The 24,979-nt window shown below is 66.1% G+C and carries 28 protein-coding genes and 1 pseudogene; 11 read left to right on the plus strand and 18 right to left on the minus strand.

Going from position 1 to position 24,979, the window contains the following annotated elements; genetic code table 11:
* Positions 1 to 6 precede the first annotated feature (6 nt).
* Genes L1080_RS01050 through L1080_RS01065 form a run of 4 tightly spaced genes read right to left on the minus strand, consistent with a single transcriptional unit; the run spans position 7 to position 2,377 of the window.
* Complete coding sequence (locus tag L1080_RS01050) at positions 7 to 423, minus strand: arsenate-mycothiol transferase ArsC (RefSeq protein ID WP_250772133.1); 417 nt, start codon at positions 421 to 423, stop codon at positions 7 to 9.
* 15 nt (positions 424 to 438) lie between these two features.
* Positions 439 to 849 carry an arsenate reductase ArsC gene (locus tag L1080_RS01055; RefSeq protein WP_250772131.1) on the minus strand — a complete coding sequence of 137 codons (411 nt, stop codon included), beginning with the start codon at positions 847 to 849 and terminating at the stop codon, positions 439 to 441.
* 29 nt (positions 850 to 878) lie between these two features.
* Positions 879 to 1,991, minus strand: a complete 1,113-nt coding sequence (gene arsB, locus L1080_RS01060; protein ID WP_250772128.1) for an ACR3 family arsenite efflux transporter — start codon at positions 1,989 to 1,991, stop codon at positions 879 to 881.
* Positions 1,988 to 2,377 carry an ArsR/SmtB family transcription factor gene (locus tag L1080_RS01065; protein WP_213576566.1) on the minus strand — a complete coding sequence of 130 codons (390 nt, stop codon included), beginning with the start codon at positions 2,375 to 2,377 and terminating at the stop codon, positions 1,988 to 1,990. The genes arsB and L1080_RS01065 overlap by 4 nt, the downstream gene beginning before the upstream one ends.
* 103 nt (positions 2,378 to 2,480) lie before the next feature.
* Between L1080_RS01065 and L1080_RS01070 the strand changes: the two genes are divergently transcribed.
* On the plus strand, positions 2,481 to 2,810 hold the full coding sequence (locus L1080_RS01070; RefSeq protein ID WP_250772125.1) for an ArsR/SmtB family transcription factor: 330 nt from the start codon (positions 2,481 to 2,483) through the stop codon (positions 2,808 to 2,810).
* Positions 2,810 to 3,511 carry a cation diffusion facilitator family transporter gene (locus L1080_RS01075; RefSeq protein ID WP_250772122.1) on the plus strand — a complete coding sequence of 234 codons (702 nt, stop codon included), beginning with the start codon at positions 2,810 to 2,812 and terminating at the stop codon, positions 3,509 to 3,511. The genes L1080_RS01070 and L1080_RS01075 overlap by 1 nt, the downstream gene beginning before the upstream one ends.
* Positions 3,512 to 3,579: 68 nt before the next feature.
* On the opposite strand, the gene L1080_RS01080 is transcribed toward L1080_RS01075, so the two are convergent.
* The 3 genes from L1080_RS01080 to L1080_RS01090 form a co-directional block, all read right to left on the minus strand.
* Positions 3,580 to 4,545: an arsenic resistance protein gene (locus L1080_RS01080; RefSeq protein ID WP_284708150.1), complete on the minus strand. Its 966-nt coding sequence runs from the start codon at positions 4,543 to 4,545 to the stop codon at positions 3,580 to 3,582.
* Positions 4,546 to 4,608: 63 nt separating this feature from the next.
* The gene (locus tag L1080_RS01085; RefSeq protein ID WP_250772117.1) at positions 4,609 to 5,382 is read right to left on the minus strand and encodes a MerR family transcriptional regulator; all 774 of its coding nucleotides are present in this window, start codon (positions 5,380 to 5,382) and stop codon (positions 4,609 to 4,611) included.
* 60 nt (positions 5,383 to 5,442) lie between these two features.
* On the minus strand, positions 5,443 to 6,306 hold the full coding sequence (locus L1080_RS01090; RefSeq protein WP_250772115.1) for a helix-turn-helix domain-containing GNAT family N-acetyltransferase: 864 nt from the start codon (positions 6,304 to 6,306) through the stop codon (positions 5,443 to 5,445).
* A 101-nt stretch (positions 6,307 to 6,407) separates the two neighbouring features.
* Between L1080_RS01090 and L1080_RS01095 the strand changes: the two genes are divergently transcribed.
* From L1080_RS01095 to L1080_RS01110, 4 genes are all read left to right on the plus strand, one after another.
* Positions 6,408 to 7,739, plus strand: a complete 1,332-nt coding sequence (locus L1080_RS01095) for an NAD(P)-binding domain-containing protein (protein WP_250772113.1) — start codon at positions 6,408 to 6,410, stop codon at positions 7,737 to 7,739.
* 537 nt (positions 7,740 to 8,276) lie between these two features.
* Positions 8,277 to 9,206, plus strand: a complete 930-nt coding sequence (locus tag L1080_RS01100) for an ATP-binding cassette domain-containing protein (protein ID WP_250772111.1) — start codon at positions 8,277 to 8,279, stop codon at positions 9,204 to 9,206.
* On the plus strand, positions 9,203 to 10,015 hold the full coding sequence (locus L1080_RS01105; RefSeq protein ID WP_250772109.1) for an ABC transporter permease: 813 nt from the start codon (positions 9,203 to 9,205) through the stop codon (positions 10,013 to 10,015). Before L1080_RS01100 ends, L1080_RS01105 begins: the two co-directional genes overlap by 4 nt.
* A 475-nt stretch (positions 10,016 to 10,490) precedes the next feature.
* On the plus strand, positions 10,491 to 11,120 hold the full coding sequence (locus L1080_RS01110) for a sigma-70 family RNA polymerase sigma factor (RefSeq protein ID WP_250772107.1): 630 nt from the start codon (positions 10,491 to 10,493) through the stop codon (positions 11,118 to 11,120).
* Between the two features lie 106 nt (positions 11,121 to 11,226).
* Here L1080_RS01110 and L1080_RS01115 read toward each other — a convergent pair whose 3' ends face one another.
* Positions 11,227 to 11,403, minus strand: coding sequence for a hypothetical protein (locus L1080_RS01115; protein WP_162603283.1), 177 nt, complete (start codon positions 11,401 to 11,403; stop codon positions 11,227 to 11,229).
* Between the two features lie 371 nt (positions 11,404 to 11,774).
* On the opposite strand from L1080_RS01115, the gene L1080_RS01120 reads away from it, so the two are divergent.
* Positions 11,775 to 12,071 (plus strand): Rdx family protein, encoded by a 297-nt coding sequence (locus L1080_RS01120; protein ID WP_250772104.1) that lies wholly within the window; start codon positions 11,775 to 11,777, stop codon positions 12,069 to 12,071.
* A gap of 80 nt (positions 12,072 to 12,151) precedes the next feature.
* Here L1080_RS01120 and dnaJ read toward each other — a convergent pair whose 3' ends face one another.
* Positions 12,152 to 13,297 (minus strand): molecular chaperone DnaJ, encoded by a 1,146-nt coding sequence (gene dnaJ, locus L1080_RS01125; RefSeq protein WP_250772102.1) that lies wholly within the window; start codon positions 13,295 to 13,297, stop codon positions 12,152 to 12,154.
* A gap of 466 nt (positions 13,298 to 13,763) precedes the next feature.
* Between dnaJ and L1080_RS01130 the strand changes: the two genes are divergently transcribed.
* On the plus strand, positions 13,764 to 14,210 hold the full coding sequence (locus tag L1080_RS01130; RefSeq protein ID WP_250772100.1) for a hypothetical protein: 447 nt from the start codon (positions 13,764 to 13,766) through the stop codon (positions 14,208 to 14,210).
* A gap of 80 nt (positions 14,211 to 14,290) precedes the next feature.
* Here L1080_RS01130 and L1080_RS01135 read toward each other — a convergent pair whose 3' ends face one another.
* Positions 14,291 to 15,685 carry a WS/DGAT/MGAT family O-acyltransferase gene (locus tag L1080_RS01135; RefSeq protein ID WP_250772098.1) on the minus strand — a complete coding sequence of 465 codons (1,395 nt, stop codon included), beginning with the start codon at positions 15,683 to 15,685 and terminating at the stop codon, positions 14,291 to 14,293.
* Positions 15,686 to 16,009: 324 nt separating this feature from the next.
* Here L1080_RS01135 and L1080_RS01140 point away from each other — a divergent pair, with 324 nt between their 5' ends.
* Both L1080_RS01140 and L1080_RS01145 read left to right on the plus strand, forming a co-directional pair.
* Positions 16,010 to 16,681, plus strand: coding sequence for a type 1 glutamine amidotransferase (locus tag L1080_RS01140; RefSeq protein ID WP_250772096.1), 672 nt, complete (start codon positions 16,010 to 16,012; stop codon positions 16,679 to 16,681).
* Positions 16,682 to 16,777: 96 nt separating this feature from the next.
* On the plus strand, positions 16,778 to 17,182 hold the full coding sequence (locus tag L1080_RS01145) for a VOC family protein (protein WP_250772094.1): 405 nt from the start codon (positions 16,778 to 16,780) through the stop codon (positions 17,180 to 17,182).
* Positions 17,183 to 17,185: 3 nt separating this feature from the next.
* Here L1080_RS01145 and L1080_RS01150 read toward each other — a convergent pair whose 3' ends face one another.
* The 3 genes from L1080_RS01150 to L1080_RS01160 all read right to left on the minus strand — a co-directional run bounded on the left by L1080_RS01150 (position 17,186) and on the right by L1080_RS01160 (position 19,036).
* On the minus strand, positions 17,186 to 18,166 hold the full coding sequence (locus L1080_RS01150; protein ID WP_250772092.1) for a sigma-70 family RNA polymerase sigma factor: 981 nt from the start codon (positions 18,164 to 18,166) through the stop codon (positions 17,186 to 17,188).
* Between the two features lie 61 nt (positions 18,167 to 18,227).
* Complete coding sequence (locus L1080_RS01155; RefSeq protein ID WP_250772090.1) at positions 18,228 to 18,722, minus strand: SRPBCC family protein; 495 nt, start codon at positions 18,720 to 18,722, stop codon at positions 18,228 to 18,230.
* Complete coding sequence (locus tag L1080_RS01160) at positions 18,719 to 19,036, minus strand: ArsR/SmtB family transcription factor (protein WP_159924660.1); 318 nt, start codon at positions 19,034 to 19,036, stop codon at positions 18,719 to 18,721. Before L1080_RS01160 ends, L1080_RS01155 begins: the two co-directional genes overlap by 4 nt.
* Before the next feature lie 143 nt (positions 19,037 to 19,179).
* Between L1080_RS01160 and L1080_RS01165 the strand changes: the two genes are divergently transcribed.
* Complete coding sequence (locus L1080_RS01165) at positions 19,180 to 20,595, plus strand: alkaline phosphatase PhoX (protein WP_250772088.1); 1,416 nt, start codon at positions 19,180 to 19,182, stop codon at positions 20,593 to 20,595.
* 46 nt (positions 20,596 to 20,641) lie between these two features.
* Here L1080_RS01165 and L1080_RS01170 read toward each other — a convergent pair whose 3' ends face one another.
* From L1080_RS01170 to L1080_RS01190, 5 genes and pseudogenes are all read right to left on the minus strand, one after another.
* Complete coding sequence (locus tag L1080_RS01170) at positions 20,642 to 22,582, minus strand: MDR family MFS transporter (RefSeq protein ID WP_374434094.1); 1,941 nt, start codon at positions 22,580 to 22,582, stop codon at positions 20,642 to 20,644.
* Positions 22,579 to 23,088, minus strand: coding sequence for a MarR family winged helix-turn-helix transcriptional regulator (locus tag L1080_RS01175; protein WP_159924662.1), 510 nt, complete (start codon positions 23,086 to 23,088; stop codon positions 22,579 to 22,581). The genes L1080_RS01170 and L1080_RS01175 overlap by 4 nt, the downstream gene beginning before the upstream one ends.
* Before the next feature lie 296 nt (positions 23,089 to 23,384).
* Positions 23,385 to 24,101 carry a DUF305 domain-containing protein gene (locus tag L1080_RS01180; RefSeq protein WP_250772086.1) on the minus strand — a complete coding sequence of 239 codons (717 nt, stop codon included), beginning with the start codon at positions 24,099 to 24,101 and terminating at the stop codon, positions 23,385 to 23,387.
* Positions 24,102 to 24,200: 99 nt separating this feature from the next.
* Positions 24,201 to 24,400 (minus strand): annotated as a pseudogene (locus L1080_RS01185) (four-helix bundle copper-binding protein); the annotation flags it as partial.
* Between the two features lie 223 nt (positions 24,401 to 24,623).
* The gene (locus L1080_RS01190; RefSeq protein WP_250772542.1) at positions 24,624 to 24,965 is read right to left on the minus strand and encodes a metal-sensitive transcriptional regulator; all 342 of its coding nucleotides are present in this window, start codon (positions 24,963 to 24,965) and stop codon (positions 24,624 to 24,626) included.
* Positions 24,966 to 24,979: the final 14 nt, after the last annotated feature.

The following is a 24,979-nucleotide window of genomic DNA, read 5'->3' on the forward strand; positions in this document are numbered from 1 at the left end:
CGGGTATCAGGGCTGGGTGGTGCAGAGTTGGGCGGCGAGCTGATCGACGCGGGCGGCGATGTCGTCGCGGACCAGGCGCATCCGCTCGATCCCGTCGATGCCGCGGTCGGACGGCTCATCGGTGTCCCAGTTCTCGAACCGGGTCCCGTCCACGGGGTCGACGTGAGCTTCGCGGCCGAGGGTGACTACCACGTCGACGTCTCGAACCAGCTGCGGGTCAATGGGTGTCGGCGTTTCACCGGTGATGTCGACACCGACCTCGAGCAGGGACTCCGCCGACAGGGCGTTGACGGCGGTGCCGGGTTTGGTTCCGGCGGAGTGTACGTCGACGCCGTCGCCGGCTGCTTTTCGCATCAGCCCGGCAGCCATCTGGGATTTGCCGCCGTTCTTCACGCACACGAACAACACGGAGGGTTTCGTCATCGGTCGGTCCCCGTCTCAGGCGGTGGCGGGAACGAGTTCGGCGATCAACGCCTCGACCCGGGAGCGGATTTCGTCGCGGATCGGACGGACCGCCTCGACGCCCTTGCCGGCCGGGTCCTCGAGTGCCCAGTCGCGGTAGCTGACCCCGGGAAAGACGGGGCAGGCGTCGCCGCAACCCATGGTAATGACGACGTCGGAGGTCTGGACGGCGTCGGGGGTGAGGATCTTCGGGGACTGGCCGGAGATGTCGATGCCGATCTCGGCCATGGCCTCCACAGCGGCGGAGTTGATGGTCTCGGCCGGGGCGGATCCGGCGGAGCGGACCTCGATCTGATCACCCGCGAGGTGGGTGAGGAATCCGGCGGCCATCTGGGAGCGGCCGGCGTTGTGGACGCAGACGAACAACACGCTGGGTCGGGAAGCCATGCGAAATGCCTTTCGGAGGTAGGTGTCGATCAGGAGTCGTGATTGTCGAGCGTCACGGCCGGCGTGGGCGTGCGCTGCTCGGCGAATCTTCTACGCAGCGCGAGCGAGACGTACACGAGTCCGACGAGGACTGGCACCTCGATCAGTGGGCCGACGACACCGGCGAGTGCTTGGCCGGAGGTGGCGCCGTAGGTGGCGATGGCGACGGCGATGGCGAGTTCGAAGTTGTTGCCCGCGGCGGTGAACGCCAGGGTAGTGGTGCGCTCGTACCCGAGACCCATTGCGGCGCCGAGGGCGTAGCCGCCACCCCACATGATGGCGAAGTAGGCGAGTAGCGGGATCGCGATGCGGACGACGTCGAGCGGCTGGGACGTGATCTGCTCGCCCTGCAGGGCGAAGAGGATGACGATGGTGAACAGCAGCCCGTAGAGCGCCCACGGCCCGATGCGGGGGATGAACTTGGACTCGTACCAGATACGGCCCTTTGCCTTTTCGCCGTAGCGGCGGGTCAGGTAGCCGGCGAGCAGCGGGATGCCGAGGAAGATGAGCACCGACTTCGCGATCTGCCACGGAGAGGTGTCGATAGTGGTTTGCTCGAGGCCGAGCCAACCAGGCAGAACCGAGAGGTAGAACCAGCCGAGGACGGCGAACATGATTACCTGGAACACCGAGTTGATCGCCACCAGCACGGCGGCGGCCTCGCGGTCACCGCAGGCGAGGTCGTTCCAGATGATCACCATGGCGATGCAGCGGGCCAACCCGACGATGATCAAGCCGGTGCGGTACTCGGGCAGATCCGGCAGCAATAGCCAGGCCAGGGCGAACATCAGCGCCGGGCCGAGGACCCAGTTCAGCACGAGGGACCCGACGAGGAGTTTGCGGTCGCCGGTGACCGTGTTGAGACGGTCGTAGCGGACCTTGGCCAGCACCGGGTACATCATGATCAGCAGACCGAGGGCGATCGGCAGGGAAATTCCGTCGACCTCCACCGCGGACAGGGCATCACCCAGACCGGGGATCATCCTGCCCAGCAGCAGCCCGGCCACCATGGCGACGCCGATCCACACCGGCAGATATCGGTCGAGAGTAGACAGTTTGCCGACGACGGCCGGGTGGTGTTCGGTGGTGGTTGCCTCGCTCATGCCGGCACCTCCGCCGCGCATGTCTCGGACGGTACGACGGGTCCACCTTCGGTGAGCAGCACCGCGGACAGCTGCTGCAACGCGGACGGGACCACCCAGTAGTAGACCCAGGTGCCGCGGCGTTCGCAGTCCAGCAGTCCGGCCGACCGGAGCACCTTCAGGTGATGGGAAATCGTCGGCTGCGACAGGTCGAACGTTTCGGAGATGTCGCACACGCACGCCTCCCCACCTGCGTGAGAGGCCACGAGGCTGAGCAGGCGCAGGCGGACCGGGTCACCGAGGGCCTTGAACATCCGGGCCAGATCGCCGGCCCAGTCCTCGGTCAACGGTTCGCGTACCAGCGGTGAGCAACACGCACCACTCTCCGGCAGTTCCTGATTCGACATAGGTCGATATTGACAGACATCGAATCAGTCCACAAATGAACAGACGATGAATGGGCTCTGGTACATGCTTTTCTGGATACAGAAACAGATGTATCGTTTGGGTGTGGACACACTGGTGCACGGTGATGCGCTTGCCCGCTTCGGGTATGCGCTCTCGGATTCGACGCGCACGCAGATCCTGCTGCGTCTGCGGTCAGCGCCGGGCTATCCGTCCGAGTTGGCCGAGCAGATCGGGGTGTCGCGGCAGATCCTGTCGAATCATCTGGCGTGCCTGCGGGGCTGTGGACTGGTGGTCGCCGTTCCCGAGGGGCGACGGGCTCGCTACGAACTGGCGGATCCTCGTATCGGGCGTGCGCTCGACGACTTGATCGGTCTGGTCCTGGCCGTCGATCCGTCCCATTGCCCGACAGCGGATGCCGACGGGTGCTGCTGATGGCGTCAGATCTCGGCACCCCGGGGATGCGGCCACCCGGTCTCTCGGCGGATCGTCGCCAGTTGCTCTCGCGCCGAATTCGGTGGTTGGTGGCCGCGACGATCAGTTACAACGTGATCGAGGCGGTCATCGCGTTGACCGAGGGCACTAGGGTGTCCTCTGCCGCGCTGATCGGATTCGGGCTGGACTCCGTGATCGAGGTGTCCTCGGCGGTCGCCGTAGCCTGGCAGTTTGCGGGCAAGGATCCCGAAGCGCGCGAGAAGATCGCGCTGCGGATCATCGCTTTCTCCTTCTTCGGACTCGCGCTGTATGTGAGCGTCGACGCTCTCCGGTCGCTGATGGGGCTGGGCGAAGCGCAACATTCGATTATCGGAATCGGTTTGGCTGCTGTGAGTTTGGCGGTCATGCCGGTGCTGTCCTGGGCGCAACGGCGAGCCGGACGTGAACTCGGCTCCCTCTCCGCGGTCGCGGACTCCAAGCAAACCCTGCTGTGCACCTATCTGTCCGCCGTCTTACTGGTGGGCCTGCTGGTCAACAGCCTGTTCGGCTGGTCCTGGGCGGATCCGGTTGCCGCGCTGGTGATCGCGGTGATCGCCGTCAAGGAAGGGGTCAACGCCTGGAAGGGCGAGAGCTGCTGTGCCGCGCCGGTCAATTCCGCCCCCGATACCGCAGCCAATGACCGCGAGTGTTGCGGCGACTGAACTGAGGCGTGGAAATCCGCCGCCGTGGCGTAATCGAGGAAGTCGTACAGTGCTCGCCGGGTGCCGGCTCAGGCCGGTGCGGGTGAGGTATCGGTGGCCGCGAGCAGCAGACGCGGCACCAACCGGACGTAGATCACCATGCCGACGACCTCGACGAGGGTCTGGGTGACCACGACGACCGCGGCGACCGCGAGGTGGTCGGGCAGGGCCAGCGCAAGGGGCAGCACGACCAGGGAGTTACGGGTTGCTCCGCTGAACACCACGGCCCGCCCCGACGGCGGGTCCAACCGACACAACCGGGCGACCAGCAGTCCCGCGAACGCCATCACCACCAGGAACACCACGTAGAAGGGCACCACCGCGGCCACATCGGCAACTTGGCCCTCGAGCTTCGGCGCCTGGGAGGCGACCACCACCAGCAGGGTGGCCGCCATCAGCGGAACCATCAGTGCGGTTGCCGCCGCCGATGCGCTCCGCCCGGATTCCGCACGCGCCGACCAGAACTGGGTGGCCCACGCCAACACGAGGGGGATGACGATCAAGAGAATGAACGCGGTGACGAAAGGCTTGACGTCGACGATATCGGACAGGTCCGAACCGAGGAACAGCACGAGAAACACCGGGAGCAACAGCATCTGGGTGAGCAGCAGCAGCGGGGTCGCCGCGAGGAGACGGCGGCTGCTGCCGCCGGCCAGCCCGGAGAAGACGATCACGTAGTCCACGCACGGGCACAGCAACACCAGCAGCACACCGATCCGCACCGCCTGGTCGGCGGGCAGGAAGGTGAACATCGCGGCGACGACGAGCGGGACGAGCAGGAAGTTGACCGCCAGGATGGCCGCCAGGAACCGGCCGTCGCGCAGGGACCGCAGCAGTTCGGCGGCCGGCACCTGCAGGAACGTCACGAACAGCAGCGCGCCGAGAACCGGGTTGATCGCGTGCTCGAGGCCAGGGCCCGCTGTCGGTGCGGCCCAGCCGATCCCGGCGCCGGCGACCATCGCCGCGAGGTAGATCGCCACCTGGTGCTGTTCCATTCGCGCGACCACGCCCTGCGGCTGTGCCACTGCTCGTCTCCCTCGTCGGTTCGTATTCTGCCGTCATGCCCTCACTCCGAACAGCTCGGTCACCAGCGGCTCGGCCGCCTCGGGGGCGCGCACACTCATCACCAGGGCGCCGGGGGTCAGCTGCAGGGTGAAATCGAAGAACGCGCAGCAGCCCTGCTCGGCCGTGGCCAGCCGTGCCACGTCGGCGACCAGGTCCGGATCGGCCGGGAACCGCAGTCGCAGGCCGCCGTCGATGTCCTCACGGCCTGTCGCCGAGTCCAGGACCTGCCGCCACTGCTGAATCCGTTCGCCCTTCTGGTCGCCCCCGTGGGTGCACGCCACCGGAGTCGCCGGTCTGTCGTCGAGTGCCGGTGCCGGCTCGGGCCGGGTCCGGGTGAACGAGACCGCGACCGGTGTCGTCGGGGCGGTTGTGAGGCAGCCGCATTCGGGTCCGCAAGCGCCTGTCGGCGGGGGCTGGGACAGGTCGGTGCGGACACGGGCCAGGTGCGCCGAGAACGCGGAAAGTTCGGCGATCCGGCCGTCCGCATCGGTGATGCGCTCGGTGATCATCGGCAGCATCCGCTGCCGCACGTGCGCGCAGACCCCCTGCTCCCACACCTCGAGGAGCTCCCGGATTTCCTCGAGCGGCAACCCGAGAAGTTTCGCCGAGGAGATGAACGCCAACCGGTCTACCGCGTCGTCGTCATAGACCCGGTAACCCGACGCGGTCCGCGCCGCGGGCAACAAGCCCGCGGTCTCGTAGAACCTCAGAGTCGTGGCCGGCACCGCGGAGAGCTCCGCGAGTTGGGAGATCCTGTACGTGCTCATGTCATCGACGGTAAACCTTCAACTCGACTCGAAGGTCAAGTCGAAGGTTGCGAACACCGTTCAGGTCGTCGCTGCGCTGCGGCGTTCGAGGAAGACAGTGTCGCGCCACATACCGTCGAGTTGGGCGATGCGTTCGCGGACGCCGACGGTGCGGAATCCGGCGGAGTGGTGGAGGGCGATGCTGGCCCGGTTTTCCGGGAAGATCGATGTCTGCAGCGTCCAGATACCGGCGTCGTCGGCGGCGATGACCTGGGTGCGCAGCAGGGTCTTGCCGACGCCGCGCCCGCGCATGCCGTCGGCGACGTAAATCGAGTTTTCGGCGACGCCTCGGTAGCAGTCCCGTCCGGACGTCGGGCTCAGCGTGGCCCAGCCGGCCACCGTGCCGTCGATCTCGGCGACCCACCGATGATCGGGGAGCCACTGTGCGTCCAGGGATTTCCGGGTGGGCACTTCGGTGGTGAAGGTGGCGGTGCGGGTGGCGATGCCCTCGCCGTAGATCCGGCGCACGTCCTCCCAGTCCTCGTCTGTCATGGGGCGGACGGTTACATCGCCGGGTAGGTCGTCCGGGCAGCACGGGCGCGAGGTCAGCACGCCCATGACCGCGTCCGCGGCGTGTGGCAGTCCGGTGCAGCAGGAGGGGTTGACCGTGACGACGGTGCTGGTGCGGCTTTTGTTCACGGTGACGAAGCCGACGTCTGCGAGCTTGCGGACGTGATGCGAGACGGTGGGCTGTCCTATTTCGAGGGCGTCGGCGAGCTCACCGACCGTGATCCCGGCAGGCCGGGATGCGACCTGGTGCAGCAGCCGGACCCGGGTGGGGTCGGCCAGGCAGGCGAACCAACCGGCGTAGGTGACCGCATCTTCGGTCGCCAGCGCATCTTTCGGGCGGGTAGTCCGGACGGCCGACATCTCCACGGAGCTCATGACTTCACTATATCGATATGCATCGATGGTTGCATTCATCGACGAGCATCGATACTCTCCGAGATCAGTAGATCGATGAACGTCGATGAAAGGATTTCGAGATGAATGCTTTGCCTGTGGTCGTAGTGGGTGCGGGGCCGATCGGCCTCGCCGCAGCCGCCGAATTGCGTGAGCGCGGCCTGACTCCGCTGGTCTTCGAGCGCGGTCCGCTCGCCGGTGCTGCCGTCGCCGAGTGGAACCATGTGCGGTTGTTCTCCCGTTGGGGGGAGTTGATCGACCCCGCCGCTCGCCGCCTGCTCGAGGCGACCGGCTGGGCAGCCCCGGACGATGACACATATCCGACCGGCCAGGACTGGGCCGAGAACTATCTGCAGCCGCTGGCATCCACGCTCGGCGACGTGGTTCAGCTGGACACCGAGGTGATCGGGGTGGCCCGCCGCGGCCGGGACCGGGTGGTCGACGCCGGCCGCGACACCGAACCGCTGTCGGTGCACCTGCGCCGCTCAGGCGGCACCGAGGACCGCATCATCGCTCAGGCGGTCATCGACGCCTCCGGCACCTGGGGCACCCCGAACCCGCTCGGCGGCGAAGGCCTGCCGGCACTCGGCGAGAAGGCTGCCGCGGACCGGATCGAGTACCGGGTCCCGAACCTTGCCGACGCCGCAGTGCGAGCAAGGTATGCGGGCAAACACACCGTCATCGCCGGCAGTGGACACTCGGCGTTGACCGCGATCGTCGCGTTGGCCAATCTGGAGAAGCATGCCTCGGGCACCCGCATCACGTGGGTGTTGCGCCGCGGTGACGTCGGCTCCACATTCGGCGGCGGCGAGGATGACCAGCTACCCGCCCGCGGCGCCCTCGGCCTGCGCGCGAAGGCGGCCGTCGATGCCGGACTGTTGCAGGTGGTTCCCGGGTTCCGTACCGCGACAATCGAATCCGATGCTGGGCAGGTCGCGTTGGTCTCCGACACCGGGGCCCGCATCGAAGACGTCGACCGGGTGGTAGTGCTCACCGGGTTCCGGCCGGACCTTTCCTGGCTGTCGGAGATCCGACTCGGCCTCGACCCCGTGCTGCAGGCCCCGACCCAGTTGGCGCCGTTGATCGACCCGAACGTGCACTCCTGCGGCACCGTCTACCCGCACGGGGTCACCGAACTGTCACATCCCGAGCCGAATGTGTTCCTGGCGGGGATGAAGAGCTACGGCCGCGCCCCGACCTTCCTGGCAATGACGGGTTACGAGCAGGTTCGCAGCATCGCCGCCGCCCTGAGCGGGGATCACGACGCCGCGGCCCGGATCGAGCTGACCCTGCCCGAGACCGGGGTGTGCGGCGGCGCCGGGGTGTTCGACGAACCCGAACCCGCCGCTGAGGGTGGCCGCGGCGCCGCACCGGCTCCGCAGCTGGTGACTCTGACTGCCCGTCCGAACGGATAGCAGGGAAGGCCGGTGAGCGTCCGCGAACCCCGGCAATGATGTAGCTACCAGCTACGCTTGTAGCAAACAGCTACACCACACGGGAAGCGAAGCGATGCAAAGTCCTGCGGACAAGGTCACGCGCTTGGCGGCAGACCTGGTGTCCAGCGCGATGGCCGAGGGAAAAAGGCAGCACCGAAGACTGTGAGGTCTCGTCGCTCAGGCATTCCCACGTTGCGATCATGCGACCGTGTACGACAACAGCTCGAACACAGGCCTGCGCATCGTCGCACAGTTCACCGACGGATACCTCGTCGGTGAAGCCACCTGGCCTGCAAGGACACCCGCAGAACTGACCTCGCACACGAGCCGAAGTGAGCAACTATAGGCGCAGCAAATAGCTGGCGGATCCTGCTGCATCCAACTCTCGGTTGCTTCGTCTGAGAAAGCGGACTTCCACTCACCACCGGGTGGGAGCACACCTTTCTTCGAGAGGAATCTTCCGATGACCACCCACTTGTCCGCCCATCCCGACGCCGATCACGCCGGGGGTGTGCGATGACCGCCCCCGCCGTCCTCGTCGAGGACCTGCACGTCGCCTACGGCAAAACCTGGGCCCTCGACGGAGTCGACGTCGCCGCCGGGGTCGGGACCACCCTCGGGGTACTCGGCCACAACGGCGCCGGTAAGACCACCTTGATCCGTACTCTGACCACCCTGGTGCGCCCCACGATCGGCCGGGTGGAGGTCGAGGGTCTGGACGTCGTCGCCGACGCTTCCGAGGTGCGCCGCCGGATCGGGGTGACCGGCCAATACGCCGGACTCGACGAATTCCTCACCGCTAGAGAGAATCTGGAGCTGATCGGCCGCCTGGCCGGGTTGCGTCGCACCGCCGCCCGCGCACGGGCCGATGCGCTGATCGACCGACTCGGGTTGCACGAGTACGCGACTCGGCGGATCGGGGAACTTTCCGGTGGCTCCCGACGGCGCGTCGACCTGGCCGCGAGTCTCGTCGGGTCCCCGTCGGTGCTGTTCCTCGACGAACCGACCACCGGTCTCGACCCGATTGCCCGGGCCGGGCTGTGGGACGTCGTCGACGAGCTGACCACCAGCGGCACCACCGTCGTCCTCACCACCCAGTATCTGGAGGAAGCCGACCGGCTCGCCGACCACATCGTGGTCCTGAGCCGGGGTCGCGTCGCCGCCCGCGGCACCCCCGCCGAGCTGAAACGGATCGTCGGCGGCAAGGTCCTGACCGCGACCGTCCCCGCCCACCAACTCGGCAGCCTGCCGTTCATCCCGGACACCGATCACCGTCTCGACGACGGTCGGGTTCGGGTGCCGGTCACCGTCGACGACGCACCCGCCGCGACCGAACTGGTCGCTCACCTGCACCGAGGCGGCGTCGAGGTCACCGACCTGGACGTGACCTCACCGAGCCTCGACGACGTCTTCACCCACCTCGCCCACACTGGAGCCCACCGATGACCACCATTCGCACCACCACGACGGGGCGGTTCCCGATCGGGGACCAGCTCGCCGCCCTCACCGTCCGCAACCTGCGCACCAGCGCGCGCGTTCCGCAGCTCCTGATGTTCTCGTTGACCATGCCGATGGCGATGCTCGTCCTGTTCAGCCAGGTCTTCCGCAGCGTCGCCGCCGGGCCGGGCTTTCCGCCCGGGGTCAGCTACATCGTTTTCCTCACCCCGGCCATGCTCGCAGTGTCCACCGTGATGGCCGGCACGAATGCCGGAGTGTCTGCGGCGATCGACCACACCAACGGCCTGCACGATCGCTTCGCGGCCCTGCCGATGCGCGCGGCGTTGCCGGGGGTGGCCCGCACCCTCAACGAGGCGGTCTTCACTCTCGCCCGGGCCGCGCTGCTCGGGATTGCGGCGGTCGCACTGGGTTTCGAGTTCTACGGCACCGCGCTCGATGCCGCCGCCGCGGTCCTCGTGCTGGTGGTGCTGGCCGGGGCGATGAGCGCCTTGTTCGGACTCATCGGGGACCGGCTCCGCCGCCCGGATGTGGTGCAGTTCGCCGGAATGATGGTGATGATGCCGCTGATGTTCATCTCGAGTGCCTTCGCCCCGATCGAGACCATGCCCGGCTGGATGCAGGCCATGGCGACGGTCAATCCGGTCGCGCACGCCACCGACGCGCTGCGAGGGCACGTGCTCGGCACCGCGACCATCGGTGACACCGCCGCAGCCCTGGTCGCGGCGATCGGGTTGTGGGCTGTGGTCACCGCCGTCCCGATTCTCACCCGCCTGGTTCGGTCAGCGCGCGCCCGCTGAACGAAGACTTACCCGCCCCGCCCTTTCCCTTCCGCAGGGAAAGGGCGGGGCGGGTTCGTCATGTGCACTGCTGGTCCGGAGCCGGGCACTCTTCTGGCCCCCACCCTGCGAGAGGGTAGGGGCAAATCCGGGGTGCTGGAATCAGCGGATACGCCCGAGCGGGGCGACGACAGCGCTCATGCGGCGGCGCCGAGCAGATGCAGTTCCTCCGCCACGATCAGATCGACCTCTTCACTGGTCAGACCCGAAAACAAATGTGTGGTCAGCATCGCTCTCACCTCCTCACGCGCTTCAACTGGTACGTCGAAGCGGAGAACCCGTCATCGACTCGACACCCATACAGACGAGGAACCCGGCTTTCGGACGCACGATGCGTCCGAACGCGGTGACCGTCGTCCGTACCTGAAAGACGACTCAGGGGGTCGTCACCGCGCCGTCAGGCGGGGATGCTGGAGACGGAGAGGAACCGAACATCATGAGCGAGGACACTTCCACCACCACGACCACATCCGAGCCGCCCGCTGATCTCGACCAGCTCTGGCGCCGCTTCTCGAGCGACCTCAGGGCCTTCATCGCCCGCCGGGTCTCGCGTCCCGAGGACGCCGACGACATCCTGTCGATCGTGTTTCTGCGGATGGCAATGAGTTTGGACAATCTACGGGAGCAGGACCGCCTCCTGGGATGGATGTATGCCATCACCCGTAACGCGATTACCGACTACTACCGGTCGGCGCCTCATCGGCGGGAACTTGCCGTCGACGCCGTCCCGGACAACCCACTCGGCGGCGAACCCGACCCCGACGAGGCGGCGGCGAAAGAACTCGCCTCGTGCCTGGTGCCGATGCTCTCCGGGCTGCCCGCCGAGCAGGCCGCGGCGGTGAAGATGGTCGACCTCGACGCCCGAACCCACGCCGCCGCGGCCAGCGAGGCGGGAATTTCGGTGTCCGGGATGAAATCCCGGGTCCAGCGCGGCCGTGCCACTCTTCAGGCTCGGCTGCACGCTTGCTGTCAGATCAGCCAGGATCGCACCGGTCACGTGCACGACTATCAGCCGCGCAGCGGCGGAGCCTGTGCCTGCGGAACCACGCCACCGGACGATCAGTAGGCCGGCAACCCAGCGGGGTGACGCCGGTCATCCGCGCATAACTACGCACAGACGGCGGTGCGGTGCGAGCCCACTTTCGCTCGCACCGCACCGCCGTGTCGACTGGCTATTGGCAGCCGCATCCGCCGCCGGCCGTCGCCGCCGGACCACAGCACGTCGACTTCTCGCTCTGATCGCAGCAGGTGGTCTGCCGTTCGGTGCTGCAGCACGTCGGTGCGGCAGCCTGGGATGGTGCGTCCGTCCGATCCGTCGTCGGCGTCTCGAACTCGTTGGTGCCCGTCATGGTGACTCCTTGATCCGTAGGGATGGGTACCAGATCAGACGAAGGAGGACGAGAAAGGACGCAACGCGGCCACGACGGTGGTGGCAGACGCGCGCTACTTCGCGGTGTCCAGGCGGAAGATGTTGGTGAAGAAATCCTTGATGGCCTGAATCTTCTCGTTGGTCAATTCGATGGCGTGGCGACGTGATTCTTCGAGTGCAGTAGACATGGGAACTTCCTTTCACAAGACGGGCACGGTCTGACGATCGACATTGTGCAGTTCGTCGGTGACATCCAGATGACGAGACGATGGCATCGGTGTAGATTCGTCGGCTCATCAATCGGCAAGCGTCCGAGTGAGTTCGGGACTTCTGGTCGGCTACATTGGCCCGATGACGACGAGCAGCCCAGGTAGCCGGGTCGAGATCACTTACTGCACGCAGTGCCAGTGGTTGTTACGCGCAGCATGGATGGCGCAGGAACTTCTCGGCACCTTCGGGCAAGACCTCGGCGAAGTCGCGCTCGTACCCGGCACGGGCGGAATCTTCCGTATCACCGTCGACGGCGAACTCATCTGGGACCGCAAGGAGAAAAGCGGATTCCCCGAGATCACCGTCCTGAAGCAACTGGTCCGTGGCAGGGTGGCTCCCGACCGCCACCTCGGGCACAGCGACCGCGCCGAAACCTGACCTGTCAGATCTCAGCGACTCCTCGAGGGATCGCAACTCGTAGGCCGAGCCGGGCGATGGGATCGTCGAGTCTCTCGGAGTCATCTCCTGCCCGCCCACTTGGCGCGGGGATCGAATCCGGATGCGCGCTCGGCGTGCGCGTATGCCCGCAGGGCTTCGGCGGCGGTGGTGTCCAGCTTCGGTGGCACCGTGACTTCGGTCCGGACCAACAGATCGCCCGCCGTGCCGTCACGTCTGGGCGCTCCGCGACCGCGAATCCGAAAGGTTCGTGCCGCTGCCGTGCCCGCCGGAATCTTCATTCCGACGGTTCCCTCGACGGTGGGAACGGACATCGTTGCACCCAAGGCCAGCTCGCTGAAGGTGACCGGAATCGTGACGGTGAGGTCATCGCCGTCGCGGCCGAACACCGGATCCTCGGTGACGTGTATGCGAACGTACAGATCGCCCGAAGGGGCGCCCCGCAGGCCCGGTTCGCCTTGACCCGGGAGGCGGAGGCGTTGGCCATCGCACACGCCGGCCGGCATCCGGACGTTGACGGTGCGGGTGCGGTGCCCGCTGCCGGTGCCTTGGCAATCTGGGCAGGGTGCGTCGATGACGAACCCGCTGCCGCGGCAGTCGTCGCAGGGTTCGCTGAACCCGAATGCTCCCAGGTTGCGGGTGACCAATCCCATTCCATAACAGCGCGGGCAGGCTCTCGCGGTGGTCCCGGGAGTCGTGCCGCTGCCGTGACATGCGGTGCATGTGGCGACGCCGCTTACTTGTAGTGGCACCACGGTGCCGCGGATGGCCGCTCGGAAGGTCAGTCGCGTGTCGGTCTCGATGTCACTGCCGCGCCGTGGGCGCGTGCCGGTGGTCCGATCGAACAGGTCCCCAGTACTGGTGAAGGGTGAGCTCCGCCCGAACAGGTCGCCGAGGCCGAAATTTCCGCCGCTGCCGCCGGCGCCCGACTCTGCACCGGCGTGGAACCCGCTGCGGCCGGAGGCTCCGGGGGTGAACAGTCTGCGTGTCTCGTCGTAGTCCTTGCGTTTGACCGGGTCCGAGAGCACGGCGTGCGCCTCGCTGACCGTTTTGAAGCGATCCTCGGCTCGGGAGTCGTGCGGGTTGGCGTCCGGGTGCAGCTCCCGGGCGAGCTTGCGGTAAGCCTTCTTGATGTGCTCGGTCGATGCGTCCGACGGGACGCCCAGGTCGGCATAGAAGTCGCGTTCCACCCATTCTCGCTGCGTCACTGGTTATCACCTTCTCCCGCTGGCGTGCTGACCGGACAGGCCCGTGACGAACGACATACTTCGCCTGGTTCTTTGAGGGTGACGATCGACGGGTTGTCGGTGAACCGTCAGTGTGGGCGACCACTCTCGACCTACCTCGAGTGTATTCGTCGAGTGCGGTGCCCCGTTCAGGCCGCGGACGGGGCGAGCGCACGCTCGGGGCGCCGACGACCCGTGGTGACGACGTACCCGGCGGCGATCACGAGGGCGACGGGCCAATCGATGATCTGCAGTGCGACGAGAAGCGTCAGGGCGGCCAGATACGCGGTCTGTTCGGGGGTGGGGATCGGGACGTGCCGCCGCGCGGCAGCGCGAGGGCGAAGCGCTCGGCTCGGTGGACCTGGTCGCGAAGTGTTCGGTGGGCGTCCTTTCCACGAGGTCGCCCGGAACCGTCGTGAAGGACAAGGTGCGGCCGTGGGTGTGGTAGGTGCGGAATACGTCTCGGATCGTGTGGCTGATTCCGGGTGTCCGACGAGTAGGTCGCGGACCGGGGGTCAGGCTGGCCATCGCCCAGGCTGCTGCGGCATCGAGGAGGACGACGTCGGGCACGTTGCTCTCGAGCCCCAGCGTGCGGTGCCGCGGCACACTCGCGCCGTTGGCCGCGGCCCGGGGACTCACTGTCGAGGATCACTGCTTGCTCGCGCCGGGTGCCCCGGTCGATCGACTGTTCGCCGCGCTGTGCGCCCCGGACATCGACGGAACGCTGTGGTGCACCCATGGTGAGGTTCTCGACGACCTTGCGGCGACGGCACCCACACACAGATCGGCCCGGGTGCCCCCGGCCACGAAGACCGCCAAGGGCGGTGCGTGGATCATCGACCCCGCCGCACCCCCATCGTTCACTTTCCGCTACATCGCTCCCGACCCCACATGATTCGGACCTGTTGTGCCCCAACCGTTCCTCGTGGCTCCGACCGCCCCTCGGGCACAGTGGCGACGCCGAAACCTGACCCGTCAGATCCCCAGCGACTCCTCGAGGACGCGCAATTCGTGGCCGAGCCGCGCCGGGATCGACTTCAGGTCGGGCACCGCGCTGCGGCAACCGGTGACCCCGAAGGAGATGATGTCGTCGTTGCTCGTGCAGGTGATGTTCAGCGCCTGGCCGTCCACCGGAATGGACAGCGGGTAAATGGCGTCGAGCCGCGCACCGTTCCAGTACAGCGGGGCGCTGGGCCCGGGAACGTTCGAGATGATGAGGTTGAACGGCGGACGCAGCCGCGAGTTGTGTCCGAAGAGCATACTCGCGCCGACCGGCGCCGCACCGACAGCGCTCATCGCCAGGATCTGGGTGGCGCTCATCGACTCCAGCGCCTCTTTGCCTTCGCACATGCTGGTGCGAATCGTGTCCAACCGATCCGCGGCATCCGGCTGGTGCGTGCCGAGGTTGCACATGAGGACACCGATATTGTTCCCCGTCGCGGCCTGGCGTTGGTTCTGCAGCGACACCGGCACCATCGCGACCAGGGGCTCCGCCGGGAGCGCGTCGTGATCCTCGAGGTAGCTGCGCAGCGCCCCCGATGACATCGCGAGGACGACGTCGTTGATGGTGGAGTCGGACAGTTTCGCCACCAGCCGCAGGCGTTCGAGCGGCCACGACTGGGCAGCGAACTGGCGTGCACCGGTGATGGGAACGTTGAAGGGAGTTCTCGGAGCGGAGAGGGCGAGCGGACCACCCTTGTCCCGGAACGCCCGAGTGATCGTTCCGGCGAGTGCGGGAACGAGTCCGGCAACGTCTCCGGCGGTGTCGCGCGCGGTGCGCAGCGTGGCGCCGGCAAGGTTGGAGAGGCTGAATCCGCCCGAAGACTGCGCGCGGGGCGGTCGTGTGTGTGCCCGCTCCCACGGAGCGGGCATATCTCGCTCCTCGGAGTTTTCACTGAGCGCGTTGCGCAGCATCTTCATCGCGGTGACGCCGTCGGCAACCGAGTGATGGATCTTGGTGTAGACAGCAAAGCGTCCGTCGCTCAAGCCCTCGATGAGGTGCATCTCCCACAACGGCCGGCTCCGGTCGAGGAGCGATTCGTGCAACCGCGAGCACAGCGCCATCAACTCGGCCTCGGTGCCCGGAGCGGGCAGGGCGTCGTGGCGGATGTGGTGCTCGAGGTCGAGTTCGTCGACCGTCTCCCAGCTCCACTGACCGAACGAGGACAGGGACCGGCGGGCACGCTTGGCCAGTTTCGGGGCGATTGTCCCGGTGCTTTCGGCGAGCGCGCGGTCGAGCATGGCGCGGATGTCGTGCGTGTCGGCACCCTCCGGCGGCTGGAAGATTTCGACACCGCCGACATGCATCGGATGCTCGCGAGACTCGCCGAGGAGGAACATCGAGTCGAGAGGTGACATGGGGAGCGGCATCTATTGCCCTTTCCATCCCGGGGACGTTTCCCGGATCGCGGGAGGTTTCGTCTCTGGTTTGAGGTGACGGCGGGGGATGGTGGCCCCCTTGTCGGGCGCCACCACTAAATAACTAATCGATATGGGACGGGTCACGAATCAGTGACGCTGGTATTTGTACCAGGTTTGCCGTGAGCCATGCCACTAGACAAGCGTCCAACTCCAGGTGGCGGCGCGGGGTATGTGACGCCCACGTGAACAGGCGAAAATTGTGCACCCAGTGCGGAATTCGAGTGAGTGTGCCCTGGCTAGAGTCGAAAGTCCCATATCAGCGACAATCACGGCATGGACAAGCCGTGGGCGGTAGTGAAACACGTGTCGTTCGAGGGGCCGGGATTGGTTGGGGCCCTTTTGAAGAACCGCGGGATTTCTTACGTCGAATACCCGATGTATCACGCCTTCGAACTTCCCGCCGCCGACGACATCGGCGGTCTCGTGGTGATGGGCGGTCCGATGGGTGCGTTGGACGATGTTACCCACCCGCAACTTCCGCGAGAGCGAAAATTCATCAGGGATTCAGTCGACGCCGGGCTCCCGGTTCTCGGAATTTGCCTCGGCGCTCAACTTCTCGCCGCTGCTTTCGGCGGTGATGTTCGAACCGGTCCGGTTCCGGAGCACGGTGCCGGACTGGTGACAGTGACCGACGAGGGCGCCCGTGATCCCGTGTTCGGTTCGGCCGGAAGTCAGTTTGCCGTCGTTCACTGGCACAACGACACCTTCGATCTTCCGGAGGAGGCGACTCGGCTCGCGAGTAGTGAGGCCTACGAGAACCAGGCCTTCAGGCTCGGTCGCCGCGCATACGGGCTGCAGTTCCATGTCGAGTTGACGCGCGAACACCTGTCGGTGATGCAGAACCACATGCCCGCGGGCACGGCACCGTCCGGAGAGCATATGGACGAGGTGGCTGCCGTCGGGCGAGTGGTGATCGGCGCGTTCCTCGACCTCGCGGAAAACTGAGAAAAAAACTTTCCGGCTCACCGATGAGATTCCAGGACGACGGCAGTCTGTATCGATGACCTTCCGCTGGGGAAGGACTTCGAGAAGGAGATTGCGATGTCCCGGATGCTCTTCGTCAACCTGCCGATCAAGAATCTCGACGCCACCAAGAAGTTCTTCAGTGATCTCGGGTTCGAGTTCAATGCCACTTTCAGCGACGATTCGTGCGCCGCGATGGTGATCAACGAATCCACGTCGGTGATGTTGCTCGTCGAGCCGAAGTTTCGGGACTTCATCGAGGTCGACATCTGCGACACCTCGAAAGCGGTCGAGGCCCTCTTGTGCATCTCGGCCGAAAGCCGCGAGGAGGTCGACGCCCTGGTGGACAAGGCCCTCGCAGCAGGCGGAAGTGCATGGGGCAAGTTGCAGGACGAGGGCTTCATGTACGGCCGGGCGTTCCGCGACCTCGACGGTCACGTCTGGGAGGTCATGTGGATGGATCCGACGGCCGTACCCGCGTAAGGATCAGGTCGGTGGAGTCTGCGGCAGCCCGAACTTCTCGAACAGGTCGAGATCGAAGAAGCAGACGACGTGCGCGACTCCACCGGCCGTGACGTCGAGGACGTGGAGCTGGAACGGCCGGTGCACGCCGTCCTCGCCTCGCATGTAGAGGCCGAAGGCGGGCTGGCCGTTCGCCCACGAGGGGAGCAGGCGCATGTCGCCGGCGCGTTGCGCCGGACAATTGTTGCTGATGAGCCGGCCGATGTTCTCACCGCCGAGGTACCAGCCGTCGAAGGGCGGCATCTCCCACACGGCTTCCTTGGTGAAGATCTCCACGATTGCCTCGACGTCGTAGTTCTCGAAGGCCGTGACGTACCGCTCGAGGAGGGCCTTTTCCTCGGGGGATTCCGGTTCGACGAGGGTGTCGGTGGTGGGCATGGCCAGTTCGAGCTGCGCGCGGGCCCGTTGCAGCAGGCTGTTGACCGCGGGAGTCGTGCTGTCGAGAGCCGCGGCGACCTCGGACGCCTTCCACTGCAGCACGTCGCGCAGCACCAGGACCGCGCGCTGGCGGGGAGGCAGGTGCTGCAGGGCGGCGATGAACGCCAGCCGCACCGTTTCGCGGGAGGTGACGATGTTCGCGGGATCGCTGGCGTCGTCGTACACGGTGTCGGGAATCGGCTCGAGCCAAGGCACCTCGTGCCGTTGGACCAGCTCAGCGGTGGGATCCGAATCGGGCGCACCCAGTCCGCTGGGCAGGGGTCGCATGGACCGGCTCTGCAAGGCCGTCAAGCAGGTGTTGGTGGCGATCCGATAGAGCCAGGTGCGCAGCGACGACTGCTGCTTGTAGCCCCCGTACCCGCGCCACGCGCGGATGAACGTCTCCTGCATCTGGTCTTCGGCATCGTGGAGCGAACCCATCATGCGGTAGCAATGGGCCAGTAACTCACGTCGATAAGGGTCGGCGAGGGCGAGGAAATCCTCGTCGAGCGACTGCGCGGCCGTCATAGTGGGCAGCTTACTGCTGCCCACCGACGAGTGTCGGCACTCGTGCGCACCGACCCGAAGTTCAGCCCCAGTTCACCATCGGCTCGCCCGTCTCGAGGAGTGTCTTCAGTCCGCTCAGGACCTCGTTCCAGCCGCCACCGGCGCCTTCCGCTTCGTGCTCGCCCGCGACCATCCGTGCCATCTGGGGGGCATTGCTGAGATCATGCGTCACAGTCAATTTCGTGACTCCGGGTCGACTCGACGGCGCAATGTCGTAGGTGAGGGTGGTGAATCCTTCGATGTTGTCGGCGTCCATCAGCATGCGCCACGTCTGGACGAGCTTCTTCGGCGGATCGCACTCGAGCACCTCGCCGTCGACGACGACATCGGGCACGCCTGGGTGGGCCTTCATGTCATCGCTGGCGCGCGACTCGTACTTGCCTCCGGGCCGGAGGTCGTAGTGGACGTGTCCGCCGTACCCGTACCTCTCCGACCACTCCGGCTTGGTGACGGCCTCCCAGATCGCCTCGGGCGTCGCCTTGATGTACACGGCATAAATCTGCACGAGTTCAGTCATTTCTCTTCCTCCAGTTCGGCTTTCAGCTGAGCGAGCGCCGCGGCGTGACGCTCGGTGTACTTGTCGATCCACCTCTGGTGGATCAGCTGGATCGGCACGGGGTTGAGATAATGCAGCTTTTCCCGGCCGGCACGACGCGTGACCACCAGGCCCGCGTCTTCGAGTACGCGCAGATGCTTCATGACCCCGAACCGGGTCATCTCGACCTGCGACTCGAGTTCGGTCAGCGTCTGACCGTCATGGGCGAACAATCGATCGAGGATCAGGCGGCGCGTCGGGTCGGCCAGCGCCTTGAAGACGTGATCGTCGTCCATGGCTCAACGATAGGTGACCATTTGGTCACATGTCAACGAATTCGCGTCCAGTTCACCTCGGTGACACGGTGCGACGCCGAAGTCGGACATGTTCGCTCCCTAGCGTCCGGATGTCCCGTTGGCATGCATGGAGGTAACAGACAGTGACCACAGCACCACTCAATCGCCGCGGCTTCCTCGGCAGGACCGCGCTGACCGGCTTGGGCGTGGCGCTCGCCGGTAGTGTCGAGGCCTTCGTCCGACCTGCTGTGGCGTCCGCGGTGCCCGGTCGGGCGATCGGCTACGGGCCGCTGATTCCCGACCCGAACAGAATTCTCGCGCTCCCGGCCGGATTCTCGTACACGGTGGTGTCCCGGTCCGGCGACACCAAGTTGGACAGCGGTGAGTCCGTGCCCAGCGACTTCGACGCCAACGGCGTGTTCGCCCGGCAAGGTGGGGGATCCACTGTGGTCAGCAACCACGAGATCGGCAAGGACGAGCCGTTCGGCGTGCCCGCAGTCGAGGGGCTCACCTACGACGCGGGTGCGCGCGGCGGTACCACCACCACAACGGTGGACGCGGAAGGCAAGTGGCTGGGTCAGTACGTGAGTGTGGCGGGGACGGTGAACAACTGCGCCGGCGGGATCACGCCGTGGGGCACGTGGCTGACCTGCGAGGAAACCGAGGCTCGCGCGGGAACGGGCGGATTTCTCCTCGACCACGGGTACGTCTTCGAGGTCGATCCGGCCGGACAGGACGCCAACCGGGGCAAGAGTCCGGTGCCCTACAAATTCCTGGGCCGGTACGCACACGAGGCAGTCGCGGTCGATCCCGCGACCAATGCCATCTACCTGACCGAGGATGCGTCCGATCCGAACGGCCTGTACTACCGGTGGACGCCGCCGCAGGGTTTCCGTGGGGGACCCGGCGCGCTCCGCGGACTCGCGCAGTCGTCGGGCGGGGACACCGCAGGCGCACTACAGGCGATGGCGTGCTTCCAGGACGGTGTCCACGTACGCGACCTGTCGCAGGCGACGGAACCCGGTGTCCGGTACACGGTGCAGTGGGTGGACGTGCCTGACCGTGACGCCAAGAGCACCCCGGTGCGCAAACAGTTCACCGACGACCAGGTGACGCGCAGCCGAAAGTTGGAGGGGCAGTGGTGGGGTGACGGTGGCGCCTACTTCGTCGCCAGCTTCGCGCGTACCGGCGACGGCAGTGCCGCCGAGCACGACGGCCAGGTCTGGTTCTACGACCCGGCGACGGAGACCATCACACTGAAGACGTTGTTCGGCGTCAACCCGGACCCGGCCGTGGACACCGGAAACTACGACGGCCCCGACAACATCACCGTGTCACCGCACGGCGGTGTCATCCTCGCCGAGGACGGCGACGGCATCAGCCATCTGGTGGGGGTCACGGCGGAGGGGGAGCCGTTTGCGCTTGCCCGTAACGAGTTGAACGACAGCGAGTTCTGCGGTCCGGCGTTCAGCGCGGACGGGAAGACGCTGTTCGCGAGCATTCAGTCGCCCGGGTTGCTTCTGGCGATCCGTGGTCCGTGGCGCCGCCCCGTGCTGTGAGTACTTGTTAACAGCGGGGTGTTAACAAGTACTCACGGGGGGTGATTCAGCGGAGCAGAACGCCGTTGCCGGTGTCCGTGACCGGGGTGCCGCCAAGCACGCCGGCCACCTGGTCTTCGCTGAGTCCGAGGTCGCGCAGGCGATCCCAGACTGCATCGAATTCGATGAGCTTGGCGTTGAGGTCGTTTCGGAGGCGGTTCACCTCGTCACGAATCTTCTCGGCCTCGTCGATCGCTTCCAGGGTCTGCTCGGGCTTAGGCAGGAGCAGGGACAGGAGCCGGTCACGAGCGTCCGCGCTGAGGCCTGCGAACGGCTGCTGGTCGGCGGGCGCCTCGTGCCTGCCTCCGCGGGAACCGGCGGACGGGATCGGCGTGGTATCCGACTCCCGTGCCCGGTCGGTCGCCATGGCGTAGTCCGGTTCCTGCACCGGATCCTGGTCGCTCGACAGGTCGATGGTGCGACGCAGCGGGCGGTTGGGCAGCAGGATGACGGCGAGCAGGGTGATGAGGGCGACGAGCGCGGCGATGAGGAAGATCCGGCCGGTCGCGTCTCCGTATGCAGCACGAATGACGCTCTGCACGGGTGCGGGCATGGACGTGAGGTCCAGGCTGCCGCCACCGCTGCTCGACCCTGCCGGGATGCCGAGCTTGGCGAATCCGTCGGCAGAGAGGTCGGAGACCCGTGTCGCCAGGACCGAACCGAGAACCGAGACGCCGATGGCGCCACCGAAGGTTCGGAAGAAGGCGACCGAACTCGAGGCCGCACCGATGTTCTGGACGCTGACAGTGTTCTGCACGGCGAGCACCAGGTTCTGCATCAGCATGCCCATGCCCAGACCGATGATGGCAATGTAGAGGCTGACGAGGGTCAGGCTCGTCTCGTGATCGAGGGTGCTCAGCAGCCCGAAACCGATGATCATCAATACGGCGCCGCCGACGACGAACGACTTCCACTTCCCGAACCGGGTGATGAGCTGTCCGGAGCCGACCGTGCCGATGAGCATCCCGGCGACCATCGGAATGGTGAGGACGCCGGCCATCGTGGGGGTGTAGCCCCGCGAGGTCTGGAAGTACTGGCCGAGGAAGGTGGTGGAACCGAACATTCCGACACCGACGGCGACGGATGCGATGATCGCGAGGCCGGTGGTCCGCTCGGTGACGATCTTCAGCGGGATGATAGGAGCCTTCGCCTTGGCTTCGACCAGGACGGTTGCCACGAGGAGGAGCACACCGGTGCCGACGTACAGCGCCGTCTCGCGGGAGAACCACTCGTAGTAGCCGGCCTTACCTGCGAACGACACCCAGATGAGCAGGATGGACACGCCCGCGGTGAGCAGCAGCGCTCCGAGCCAGTCGATGGAGACGTTGTCCTTCTTCTCGGTCGGGAGGTGCAATGTGCGCTGCAGCAGGAACAGCGCGACGACGGCAAGCGGGACGCAGACGAAGAACGTCCAGCGCCAGCCGAGTGGGCTGTCGACGATGACTCCGCCGAGGATCGGGCCGCCCGACATCGAGACCGCCATGACGGCACCCATGTAACCGGAGTACCGGCCGCGCTCGCGAGGCGAGACGATGGTGCCGATGATGGCGACGACGAGCGCGGTCAGGCCGCCCATGCCGACGCCCTGGATGACACGTGCGGTCAGCAGTAGCGGCACGTTGTGTGCGAATCCGGCGATCACCGAACCGATGACGAAGATGACGATCGCGCTCTGGACCAGGACCTTCTTGTTGAACAGGTCGGAGAGCTTGCCCCAAATGGGCGTCGAGGCGGCGTTGGCCAGCAACGCGCTGGTGATGACCCAGGCGTACGCGGTCTGCGTCCCTTTGAGGTCACCGATGATCGTCGGCAGGGCGGTGGAGACGATGGTGGTGCTCAGCAGTGCCGTGAAGAGGGCTGCGAGCAGGCCGGTGAGGGCTTCGAGAATCTGACGGTGACTCATGGCCTGCGGTTCGCCGACCGGCGTGCGGATATCTGTTTCGGTCATACGCTTTGTGTTCCAATCGGGTTCGAGCTCGATACGATCCGGTGCTCGGCATCGAAGAGTGTTTCCTTCAGATGCCGGATCGAGTCGAGGGCCGTGGCTGCCTCGGTTTCGTTCCATCCGGTCAGCATTTTTTGCATGCGTGCGGCACGTCGTGTTCGTACGTATTTCACGTACGCCAAGCCGTCGTCCGACACGCGTATTCGGAATGCACGCCCGTCCGCAGGGTCCGGGTGCCGGGTGACGTACCCGGCGTCCACCAGATCGGTGATCTGGCGACTGAGGGAGGACTGACTGACGCACATTTCCGTGGCCAGTTCGTTCTGCCGGCATTCACCCCTCCCGGCCAGGACGAGGAGAACTCCTGTCAGGGCGCGGGGGAGGTGGTCGTCGGCTTCCGACGCCAGGGCATCACGAAGCACCCGACCGAAGAGGAACACCTCGTCGATCAGAGCTTCGGTCGTGCCGAGCGAAACGGACGACACGGAAGACGCGGATGGCGTGGACATGGCAACAACCCCTGAGGACGACTTACTTTCTGCATGCAACTATATACATCGTTACCCCAAGCAAGTAACTGTTTTCGCTGTCTTTCCCGTCACAGAGCGTTGAACGACGTTGTGAACGCGTCCACCCTAGGTGGGTGAGACGGTAGCGAGGCGCCGCCGTTCGCCGCCGACGAGCTCGCGAGATACTGCCTGCACGCCCTGACCGCCGCCACCGGTCTTTCGACCCGGGAACCGGTCCAGCGGCTGGTGCAGGTCACCATGGATGGGTTGCGCCGGCGCGCTGACCGTGTCGCGCCTTAGAGGGTCGACAGGATCTGTTCCATGGTGGTGATTTCCTGCTGCTGGGTGGTGATGATGTTTTGCGCCATCGCTTTCGCCTGCGCGTTCTGGCCGTCCTCCACCTCGGTCTGGGCCATGGTGATCGCACCCTTGTGGTGCTCGATCATCTGGTTGAGAAAGAGTTTGGCGGCATCGACGCCCTGGGCGTCGCGCAGGGCAGCCATGTCTTCGGCCGACATCATCCCCTCCATGCCCTCGCCGCCCTCCATGCCGGGCATGTCCATTTCACTGGTGCCCGCCGGCGGGATCACCACCGGTGCCTCGGGCATCTGCATTCCGGTGCCCATGGGCATGGACTCGGTCATGTTCATGCCGGTCGTCGTGGTCGCTGCGGTGCCTTGGCCCCACGCGGTCAGCCAGGCGTTGAGTTGCTCGATTTCCGGGCCCTGCGCGGCCTTGATCTGCTGCGCGAGGTCGACCACTCGGGGGTCGATCCCCTGCTTGGTGAGCAGAATTTCACTCATCTCGATCGCCTGGCTGTGGTGGGGAACCATCCCCTGCGCGAAGGCGATATCGGCGTCGTTGTGCTCGGCGGCACCGTTTTCGGCACTTACCGAGGTGGTGGCGGCCGAGTTGGTGGTCGCGGCGCTCTCCTCGGAGCCGGAGTCACCGCACGCGGTCAGGGCGAGCAGCAGCGCCGCCGATGCGGCGCCGAGGGCGAGGGACTTGTTCATCGCCAACTACCTTCTCTCTTCTTTCGGCGGATGCGCTGACGAAGACGGGGGTCAGTCGAGTGCGGAAAACAGCTCGCGGCTGGCCCTCTCACACCGCAGGCACGCCGCAGCGCAGTCGAGGTCGGTGCGAATGCAGGCGGTCAGGTCGGCCACCGACGGCTCACTCGGACACGCATCCGCGCAGGCCGTGCATGTCTGCGAGCACTCGGCGCGCGCCCCGATGCCGGCGAGAAGTGTCGCCGGGTCGATGTGCCGCAGTTCTTCGGATAGCTCTCGAGCATCTGCTCGGCTGTGCTCACGATGACTCCCTTTCGTGAAAGGGGCATGTCGGCGGCGGACGCCGCTGCAACAACGTCGGCCTCGTCACCCTGTACCCGTAAACCCGAACGGGTAAACAGTCGGTCGGTCCGCGGCGCGGGTGTGTGGTGGGTTGCGGATGCATTGCCGTCGCCGCCTCGTCGAGATCTCCGACGAGAGCGCCGGGGTGGACGACGACTGATCCTCGAGCCGCGCTGCGGGTTTTCAGGAGCGGACGAGCCGGGCGATCGCGTCGGTGGCCTCTTTGATCTTTGCGTCGGCTTCGGGACCGCCGGCAACGGCGGCGTCGACGACGCAATGACTGATGTGGTCTTCGAGCAGTCCCATGGCGACGGCCTGCAAGGCCTTGGTCATCGCGGAGACCTGGGTGAGGATGTCGATGCAGTACTTGTCTTCCTCGACCATCCTCTGCAGTCCGCGGGCCTGGCCTTCGATGCGCTTGAGGCGCTTGAGGTAGGCGTCTTTTTCGGTGATGTAGCCGTGCCCGGCATGGTCATGGCCGTCGGTCTCGGCAGGTGCGTGGGTGGCCGCGGGAGTGGTGGCCATGGTGTCCTCCTGGA

The organism is Rhodococcus sp. MSC1_016 (assembly GCF_023667485.2).
GTDB lineage: Bacteria > Actinomycetota > Actinomycetes > Mycobacteriales > Mycobacteriaceae > Rhodococcus_F > Rhodococcus_F oxybenzonivorans.